Genomic DNA, 9,402 nt, shown 5'->3' with positions numbered 1-9,402 from the left:
CATGGCGCCACCTTTAGAATTAGTCGGCTCTGGAGCGTGCCGCTCTCGCCCTGCACCTTTGCAGCGAGCGATATCCGCCACGTTCCCGCATCGGTTAGATCGACCTTGAAGCGATAAAATCCGGGATCGGGGCTTGGCGCCGGTTCGATCATGCTGGTCATCGACTCCATGCCATCTGGAGCCATGTCGAGACGCATCGCGAAGATCACCGCGTTTGGCGCCGGCTTGTCGTCGGGCTTATGGACGAGACTCACCGATACGATCGCTTGCCCCGTCTTGAATTGCGCTTCGACGAGTCGGAATTCGTAGTCGTTGATGTTGGCGCGGGCGAACGGCGCTGGGCCCAGGATGGCAAGCGCGACCAGCGCGAATAAGCGCGCCTTGCCCGAGGTCACGAGCATCATCAGATTCTCTCCGTATCCCATTAATGCGCATGATCGTCGGGCGGATTGCAGCCGCGCTCAATCCCGACGAGGGACGTCATCGCGCCTCACGCGTCGATGCGACAACGGCGCTGGTTCTTGCGGGAAGGGGAGCCTGGAAACGATCCCCCGTCGGGCTAGCCGGCGACCGCTTGAAGTCGCGCAAATCTGCTCCCGGCGCTACCGTGAGCGAGATTGGTCTTTCGGCTTTAGACGATTGGAGGTCGGAGAGCTGGCGGGCTTCGTAATCCGCCGCGCTCAATGTCGTCGGAGGGAATTAGCGACGGCGCACACACCCAAAGCACGGCATCAACGAATGGTTGAAACTGCGGAAGCGCTGCTTGACTTGGTCCGCACAGGATCTCAGCGCACATGGGGAGTGCTGTGCCGTCATCGCCGCTGTGGCCGGGACAATCGTCCATGCCCATTTCAATGCAGGCATGGTTCATCTTCGCGGCAAAAGCTCCGCCCCCAGCTAAAGCTGTAGTGAGAACAACCGCAGAGATCAAAAGGCGAAGGCAGCGGAGCATTTCGCTACTCTGTCAGCCGCAAACTACCATGGCAAGCCCCAACTCATTATATGATCGCGGCCAAGGTTACCCGGCCGTAGAGTAATTGCCGCGCCGCGCGGCCGGATCAGTAATAACGAGTTCCTCGCTGGTGACGGCGCGGCGTAAGCCCTCCCCCACCAGCTTTTTACCTTCGCCGCTTGTCTGAGCAGGGCGGCCACGAATGTTGCCCTAAATCGTGTTTCGTAAATTGTAACGGAAAGTACTAAATTGAAATTTCTGCACTGCCTGCCATGGGGTTATGTGCTCATGGCGGCGGCTATCAATCAGATCAAAGTCAGGCGCTAAGAGCGCGCTAAGGCTTTCAGCGCTGTGCCGCGCAACCGGAAGGCTGCTGCATTTCTCAGGGCCGTCGAGCGCAAACGTCCCGATAATCAAGTGACCGCCGCGCTTGAGCGCCTGCTTGAGCCGTTGGATGTAGGCCTGCTGTTCCTTCTCGCTGGTCAGGAAGTGGAAGGCGGCGCGATCATGCCAGACGTCATATGTATCTGTCGGTGCCAACATCTATGATGGCCGATGACGGCTGCGCGCCGACAAGTTGGAGCAATCGGAGGGATTCAGTGGGGGTTTCCTCGAACCAGCTAACTTCGGCCTCGCCCTTAGTCGTGTAAATGCTTTCCCAGTGCTTGCCGGTGACTCGTTGTCATCGCGATTCCCCGACGACGCTGTGCGTCTTCATGGGCGCGATGTCCGCGCGGAAGTTGATACGAGCTTGTGCGCTCGTAAGCAAATAAGCGTGGGCCGTCGATCGCGACTGTTTTTGGACTGCCTTCAGCCGCCCCAAAAGTAAGTTTTTACTTGAGGGGACAATTGCTGGAGCGCGAGGGTGATGAAGCGTCTGGGTCTTGTGGACAGGAGGAGCGATCGCTTTGGCGGCGACGCGTCGGCCGCCGGACTGCATGCGCAAACATGGACCAAGATCGCCGCTCACGACGATATTGCGAATTTGGCCCTTCAGCGGCTCGTCTCCTGGACCAGAGCCTAGGCGAGATGTCTGTGGAGTCATCATCACCCAATTCGCTGCTGATCGAGATTCGGCTATCTGGTGTTCGACTGCACCTGCGACGACAGATTGCCGCCGATCCTTGCCGAGCCAGAGGACCAGGAAGAAGCGCTCTGCTCGGTGCTGACAGCTTTTTTATATCGGCTTCGTCCGCCGCGCCCATTGACGCTCGAGCTCGGGGAGCCAGATGACGCCTATCCACAACTCTGGTGAGCGAGAAGCGCCTCGCAGGAGAGGTTAGGCGCAACTCGCCGAAATGAGGAGGAGCGACCATGAGCAATGAAAGGCCATCTCGCGAAAAGGAACCAGCTAGCGAAAAGGAATGGGAGATCACCCAGAACACTTATATTTTCGCAGGCGCAGGCGCAGTCGTCTTGGGCGTTCTGGCATATTACAGCCTTGGCGGGGTTCCAAACACGATCGCTGCAGCCGTCGTGGGAGGGTTGGCGGGCGGCGCCTTGGGTCTTTTCTTCTAGTCGATGATCGGGTCGATGCGGGACAAGTTCGACTTCCGCATCGGCGAGATCAACGGTTGAGAAGAGCTTTGAATGGCCTACGCACCTTCTCCCGAGGTCAGCGTATGGGACTGCGTATGCGCTCGATCAAAAGTGGGTCAAGGCAAGAACGATTTCTTTCTTTTGACGGTAACCGGGTTCGGGGAGATATAGAAATGTTAACCGGACCTAACGGCGAGAAGCGGTGCCGACGATGCCATAGCCCGCGTGGTGCGCTCGACGACACAGCGGCGCGGCAGGACTTCGAAGCCTCAAGGCGGCGCCGGATCGATCGAACGTGTTCTGTGATGGCTTTAAGCGGAAGCTGAAGCTCGAAGACTAAACCCGCTGGGTCGAAATCGATCGTAGCTTGTCCACCGAACGGCTTGCCGGCCTCGAATAGCACGGAGCTGCCGAATCCCTTATTAGATGTCGGAGGCGATGGGATCGGCGGCCCATTCTCCGCTGACTTTGCATCAGCTTTTTGTCCCGCTCAACGCAACCCCCTGGACGACATCCGTCCGCTGATAAAAAAGTGTTTGTTCAACACGGATCAACCCCTTGGTTTCCTATCACGATAAACTGAAAGCCGTCGCTTCGGCTTGCCTCCACGTCAATCCGGAGCTCGTCAAAAGGATTGAAACGCGGTCACATTGTAATAAAAGCGCGAGCGACCTAATCCGTGCTGTCGACGTTAAGCTGTTATTTATGAAAGATGTCTCGGATCGTAGATGCATGTCAAATATTGCTGCGCTGTCTTGTTGGTGGAACCTAAAAAGTGACGCGCTGAGCGCTCAGTCGGACGAATGCATCGGCTTTTTATATGATGCGCTATCTGACCTGAGACGCTAAGATCAAACCCATCATTTTTGACCGTTCCAGCGACGTGAACGATGTCCGAGCGCGCCATACGGGGATCGCCTGCTTAGAGCAGGCCTGCGATTCTGTCGAAGGGCTTCTAAAGGACTGTAGCGCACTTTTGCTGGTCTGAGCGGAGCATGCGCCCGGCTCACTCAAGTGGCTCGATGCTATGCGCTCTCCGCGAGCATTGCACCACCCGCCGGCGAGTCTAAGACGTAGTTGCGCTTCGAAAACGCCTAGCCGTAGAGGAGTATGGCCTTTCCCTCAAGTGGTTGTTACATTCGGCTGTAATGCGCGCGTTCGTTCTGCGCTGGCGTCAATGTCGCTTGAAGCCGTGACGGACAAACAATGCAACGATCCAATTCAGAGTGGCTGAAGGCTCTTCAGGACGGCGGCAGAGACCAACTGTCGGCGCTGGCGGACCTTCGAGCGCGACTACTGGGAGCAATTCGAGGCTATTTGGCAAGAAATCATGTCTCGCAAGATTTCTTAGCCTCGGACGAAGCGCGGCATTTGGCCGAAGATTGCACGCAGGAGTCCATTCTCGTCATTCAATCAAAACTCGAAGGCTTTCGCGGCGAAAGTCAGTTTATGACCTGGGCCTATTCGATCGCCATTAGGGTCGTGCTCGGCGAGTTGCGGCGTCGACGCTGGCGGCAGAAGACCATCGAGCGCGCTCAGCTCGGGCAGGCGGTGCCGATTTGGCCGATTGAAGAACGGGGGCCAGAAAACAGTCTGCAACAGCAGGAAGCGTGGACTCTACTAACGCGCCTCATCAATACCAAGCTCACGCCCTTGCAGCGAACCGCGCTCATCGCTCACGCTTTTCAGGGAATGCCCTTGGACGAGGTCGCTGAATGGCTGGGCTCCAATCGCAACAGTCTTTACAAACTCATCCACGATGCGCGCAAACGGCTGAAGCAGGCTCTCCTCGAAGAAGGCATCACACACAAAGATCTTATTGCCGTGTTTGACCAGCAAAAATCAGCGTCCCATCTTCAAGCAGAGGGTAAGACATCCTCCGTTCAACGCATCCTATAATTGGGCGCGCCGAGAACCGACATGAAACAAAAAGACTTTACTCGTCTGATCGACACCATCTTCGCCGCAAAGAGCGGAGAGGAGCTGCTGTGCACGCAATATTTTGATGAACTGCCCCGTTACGTCGACATCGAGATCTCCGGCCAGGACGCGGGGGCCATGTTGCCTGAGGTTAAGCATCATATGCATCAGTGCCCCGAGTGCGAGGAGGTTTATTTGGCCCTTCTGAGCCTCCTGGACAAAGAAAAATCTTCTGATCCCTCGAGGTAAGACCTCGGTTTCCCATCGCATCTAAGTCGTGTCGGATTGAATCCGCTGGCGCGCGACCGCAGGGATCGCAGCGATTTCGTGCGGTTTTCGGCCCGAAAGGAGGATGTGCGATGAGAAGAACCCGCCCGCAGTGTGGGCTTTCACTTTTTTTGGCCTTATCGCTCACGTGGCCGGGCGCGCTTCTGGCGGCGAGCGCAGCTTCTGCCGGCGACCAGCATTTGATCACTCTGAAGGCAAGCGCAATGCCGTCGGGTCAGCTGGCCTATGAAATGGTTAGTCACAAGGTCAAATCCTCTACCGGAAAAGAAAGCGACCTTACCGAGAGATACGCGAGCGGCCCCACTATCCCTGGACCCACTCTGGTTATGAAAGAGGGAGACGCCGCCGAAGTGACGCTTCAACATGGCATTGATGATGCGCAGCTGCCCGTCAGCATTCATGTCCACGGCGTGCACTACAAGATCGACAGCGACGGCACGATGAAGCTCTTGAATGGCGTCGCCGACGAAGCCGCGTTCCCTGGCAGGCCTTACACATACAAATGGACAGCCGCGCCCGGAACGGCGGGCACCTGGGCTTATCACGATCACGCCTTCGGCAATCCGATGCTCGGCGCCGAGGACAAAGGTCTCTTTGGGACGCTCATCGTTAACCCGGCGAGCGGCAAGGTTCCCGCCCTGATCGATGGCAAGGTCGTTGACGTCGATCTCGCCGACATCAAGCGTGAGTTCATCCTGTGGATGCACGAAACCACCTTCTGGGGACAGGAGCTCAATCACATCATCGAAGGTGGCAAGGAAATCCCGCTGTGGACCAACCCAACCGTAGGAGCAAGGCTCGGGGAGAAGGTCCGCTTTCACGTCATCGGCATCGGCACCGCCTTCCATACCTTTCACCTCCATGCACACCGCTGGATAGAGGCTGGAACGGTCGGGGGAGCGGTCGATACGGTCAACGTCGGGCCCATCAGCCGCACCTCCTTCGTCGTGAAGGCCGGAGAGGGCGTTGGCCCTGGCGATTGGCACTACCACTGCCATGTCATTCAGCACATGCAGTCCGGAATGATGGGCGACTTCAAGGTCGTCGAATAAGAAGAACAGGGAGAAACAGACATGAACCACACATCTTTTCTTGCGCTCGCTCTCGTCGCCTTCCCGCTGACGAACGCTGCGAACGCCGTCGAGCGCGCCAAGTCGGAAGACGTGATTATTAGCCGTCCTGGCGTTCTCCCATCGGCCGTCCTCGAAATGACGGACGAGCCGGGCAAATGGTTCAAGGACCCGAAGTCAGGTGGTTCTCTCGTGGTTATAAAGCCCGGTCAAGCGGTGCTCATCAAGATGACCGACACCAACACCGATCACACGATTACAAGCCTCCTATGGCAGCCAGGCGCCGCAAATTTCCCTGTCGATCAAGAGAAGCCCTCGAACGCGAGCGTGACGCAGACATTCGACAAACCCGGGCTCTATGTTTTCACCTGCAAGGTGCATCCTTACATGCTCGGCGCCGTTGTCGTCGACGATCCCAAGACAGAAGGGCTGGACATCGGCTCGGAAATTCAGCTGGTCACGGGAGCCAAGGTGCCGACCACCAGCGACATCGCCAAGAAACTGCTCCGAACCTTCTTTGTCGGAACGACCCCGGCGTTGTGGCGCGATTACCGCACGCCGAATTGGGAGGTCAAACTTCCCGATCTGCCGATCAATCTCGCCGGATCCGTTCTCAAGCTGAGCGTCCTCAATTTTTCTGAGCCAAACGCGCTCCTGCAGCCTCAGACTCCGGGCGTCGGCGAGGTCTGGGTCGACACCCAGTTCGAAGGGGTGAGCGGAAAGACGAAGCACGGGACGGCGACGCAGATAGACGCCTCCAATTGGACGATCAAGCAAAAGGTGAAGGGCGTCGAGCAGAATATGAACAACCCCCACAACATGTGGACCGACGCCACATACAAATACATCTACCAGACCGAATGGTTCGATAAGCGGCTCACCACCTTCGACCGCACGAGTGGCAAGGTCTACAACACGCAGGTCGTCGGGCAGAACCCATCCCACGCGATGTCTAATCCACTCAACGGCATGCTCTATGTGGCGATCAACGGCGAGGATCGGGTGCTCAAACTTTCGCCTGGCGAGTTTCCGACGGCTCTCGGAAATATCAACACGGGGCCGCATACGGGACCGCATGGTCATCATATAACTGATGACGGGAAGTATATGATTACGCCCAACGCATTGGCGTCTAGCGTTACAATCGTCGATCTGGCGAGTGAGCAGGCGACCGAAATTCCTACCGGAGGCGTCATTCCGATCGCGGCATGGAGCGATATGGATCATAAGGCCTATGTCGCGAATTTACTCGGCACGCCGCCAAAGATGCTGTCCTCGCTCACGGTCATCGACATCGACGGCAAGAAGAAGATCAAAGACATCGATCTTGCTGAGAACTATGACCCTATCAGCGGCGAACATAAAGGTGAGGCCTACGGGCTTGGGCCAATTCAGACCCCGGTGAGTCCAGACGGCAAATATGTGGTCAGCGCGAACTTTCTCAGCACGACCATCACAATCCTCGACACCAAGACCGACAAGGTCGTGAAGAGCCTGCCCTGCGAACCTGGCTGTCACGGGGTCAACTTCGGACTGAAGAAAGGCGGCGGCTACTATGCCTATGTCGCAAGCAAATTCGCAAACGACCTCCTCGTGTTCGACATGGACAAGCTCGACATAGCCGGCCGTATTCTTCTGGTCGATCCAAAGGATGGACAGATCACGGGCAATTATGGCATGGGCGGCCAGGGCGTTCTGCCGCTGCCTCTGGCCGACGCTGGCATGTTGGCCCCGACTCTCAAACTCGTTGGTACGGGCAAGTTGAGCCCTGAAGTTGAAGGTTGGCTTACGCTCGTCACCCAGCAACAGCGCGGTAACTGAAGCATAGCAATTCGGCTCCGATGGACAGTCCGAGCAGGGCTTCCATCGGGGTGATCAGTTGTCACCGCAACAGACGCAGCCCTCGCCGAATAATGCTAGGAGAAGCGCCCGATGATCGAGCGTCCGGCCAAGAAGACAGCACATCTGACTTCGCCCCATGCAGATCGATTCGGTTGCGCGTCGGGCCGTTTAATGGGCTTGGCGAAAGCCTCCGCAGGAATCCCAAGGTCGAAACCTACCCAGGCTGAAGCTGAAGCAGCCGTGCGGGTTCTCATCGAATGGGCGGGAGACGATCCTAATCGCGAGGGGCTGATCGACACGCCGGAGCGGGTGGCGCGTTCGTACCGCGAACTCTTCTCCGGCTATGACGTCGATCCGCGCGACTATCTCAAGCGCACCTTCGAAGAGATCGGCGGCTATGACGAACTCGTGGTCCTCAAGGACATTCGCGTCGTCAGCTTCTGCGAACATCACATGCTGCCGGTGACCGGCCGCGCGCATGTCGGCTATCTGCCGAGCAACTGCGTGGTCGGCATTTCAAAGCTCGCGCGCGTCGTGCACGCCTTCGCCCGCCGTCTGCAGATTCAGGAAAGGCTCACCGCCGAGATCGCCGAAGCCATCCAGGATATTCTGGAGCCGCAGGGCGTCGGCGTCGTCATCGAGGCGGAGCACAGCTGCATGACGCTGCGCGGGGTCAATACGACAGGCTCGCTGCTGACGACGAGCCGCCTGCTCGGCGTCATCCGCGACGACCCGCGCACTCGCGAGGAGTTCCTCGGCATGGTGCGGGCGAGGTGAGCACTGCCCTCCTGGAATGTGGAGGTCAGCGCCGCGCTCGGGCAGCGCTGCGAGACGCCCCAAGATGATTGTCATGGTTTGATGGCAAGGCCGCACGGCGTAGTCATCGTTCACCGATTGGATTGTGGCGCCGAAGAACAGGCGCGTTTTGCCAGGATGGGGTCTTCGTGGATCGCGCCGTCCCGATCCAGGACGAAGCGCCAGAGCAACATTCCGCGCCGGAAGGTGAGGCGGGTCTTGCCATGATCCTCGCCATCTCCTTGTTCGCAGATTACCACGATGGCTCCCCGCTGCAGTTCCGTGCGAAAGGCTTCGACGGGGAGTCCGAATTTGGGCGCGACGAAAGTCGCGTCGACAATGAAGTCTTCGCCCTCGCGGACAATTTGCGCACAGCTGGTGTTGCTCATCCTGTCCTCCCCTCACCGGGTCAAGGCCGGCGCGCCCAAAATTGGTGGCCGTTACTTATAGCCGAAGAGGCAGGGTCGTGTCGCGGTCCGCTGCTCAGGCTGATTCTGAGCCGGTGATGCAGTTCGTCTCGACGCTCACCTGCCCGTCCTGCGGCCATAGGTCGACCGAAACTATGCCGGCGGACGCCTGTCAATTTTATTATGAGTGCAAGGCTTGCGGCGCGTTGCTCAGGCCCAAGGCCGGGGCCCCTGCCGCCGATACAGGAGGCGAGACCACGGGACCGAACGAACCATTCGATAAATTGAAATTGAGAGATGTTCGCGTTCGACTAAATATAGCGCCGTTGGCATATTTGCGGCAATTGCAGTCTTGCCTTCCCGACCCCGGATCGCGACGTCGAACCGCTCGGGATCATGACGCCATGCTCCTGGCGCCGCCGGAAGCGCAAAAGGCGCTGCGCTCCGCGACCATGCCATTGGCTGCGCTATGTTGGGAGGTTGAGTTCGTCACAGATCGAGCAACTGTGCGAGGGAAGGAAAGCCCCATTCTTGAAGTGGGTTGGGCGACCTCTTGAAGGAACAAGAAAAGCAGCTTTGGGTTGGCGAG

10 protein-coding genes and 1 pseudogene are annotated in these 9,402 nt (G+C 57.9%); 8 read left to right on the top strand and 3 right to left on the bottom strand.

The genetic code is table 11. The features are described from left to right. The coding region (locus tag A3OO_RS22105) for a FixH family protein (RefSeq protein WP_018409396.1) at positions 1-425 on the bottom strand (425 nt) is incomplete at its 3' end. Positions 426-1,162: 737 nt separating this feature from the next. Further along, positions 1,163-1,604, bottom strand: a pseudogene (locus tag A3OO_RS22100) (class I SAM-dependent methyltransferase). 213 nt (positions 1,605-1,817) lie between these two features. Here A3OO_RS22100 and A3OO_RS23740 point away from each other — a divergent pair. From A3OO_RS23740 to folE, 7 genes are all read left to right on the top strand, one after another. Further along, positions 1,818-1,976, top strand: coding sequence for a hypothetical protein (locus A3OO_RS23740; protein WP_156824878.1), 159 nt, complete (start codon positions 1,818-1,820; stop codon positions 1,974-1,976). Between the two features lie 290 nt (positions 1,977-2,266). Continuing rightward, the gene (locus A3OO_RS22095; RefSeq protein ID WP_018409392.1) at positions 2,267-2,470 is read left to right on the top strand and encodes a hypothetical protein; all 204 of its coding nucleotides are present in this window, start codon (positions 2,267-2,269) and stop codon (positions 2,468-2,470) included. Between the two features lie 1,227 nt (positions 2,471-3,697). Further along, entirely contained in the window at positions 3,698-4,390 is a 693-nt protein-coding gene (locus A3OO_RS0118725; RefSeq protein ID WP_083909791.1) for an RNA polymerase sigma factor, read from the top strand. Between the two features lie 21 nt (positions 4,391-4,411). Further along, positions 4,412-4,660: a hypothetical protein gene (locus tag A3OO_RS0118720; protein WP_018409390.1), complete on the top strand. Its 249-nt coding sequence runs from the start codon at positions 4,412-4,414 to the stop codon at positions 4,658-4,660. Positions 4,661-4,902: 242 nt separating this feature from the next. Beyond that, entirely contained in the window at positions 4,903-5,751 is an 849-nt protein-coding gene (locus A3OO_RS22090; RefSeq protein ID WP_198008844.1) for a multicopper oxidase domain-containing protein, read from the top strand. 21 nt (positions 5,752-5,772) lie between these two features. Next, positions 5,773-7,590 (top strand): hypothetical protein, encoded by a 1,818-nt coding sequence (locus A3OO_RS0118710; protein ID WP_018409388.1) that lies wholly within the window; start codon positions 5,773-5,775, stop codon positions 7,588-7,590. A 192-nt stretch (positions 7,591-7,782) separates the two neighbouring features. Further along, positions 7,783-8,388 (top strand): GTP cyclohydrolase I FolE, encoded by a 606-nt coding sequence (gene folE, locus A3OO_RS0118705; protein ID WP_051080364.1) that lies wholly within the window; start codon positions 7,783-7,785, stop codon positions 8,386-8,388. A gap of 110 nt (positions 8,389-8,498) precedes the next feature. Here the strand turns inward: folE and A3OO_RS22085 are convergent, their stop codons facing one another. Next, positions 8,499-8,795: a DUF6522 family protein gene (locus tag A3OO_RS22085; RefSeq protein WP_018409386.1), complete on the bottom strand. Its 297-nt coding sequence runs from the start codon at positions 8,793-8,795 to the stop codon at positions 8,499-8,501. Between the two features lie 116 nt (positions 8,796-8,911). Here A3OO_RS22085 and A3OO_RS24845 point away from each other — a divergent pair, with 116 nt between their 5' ends. Continuing rightward, positions 8,912-9,370 (top strand): GDCCVxC domain-containing (seleno)protein, encoded by a 459-nt coding sequence (locus A3OO_RS24845; protein WP_425338976.1) that lies wholly within the window; start codon positions 8,912-8,914, stop codon positions 9,368-9,370. The last annotated feature ends 32 nt before the right edge of the window (positions 9,371-9,402 follow it).

Source organism: Methylocystis rosea SV97, from assembly GCF_000372845.1.
GTDB classification, from domain to species: domain Bacteria; phylum Pseudomonadota; class Alphaproteobacteria; order Rhizobiales; family Beijerinckiaceae; genus Methylocystis; species Methylocystis rosea.
Note: the sequence above shows the minus strand (reverse complement) of the source record. Positions and strands in the feature narration are given on the sequence as shown.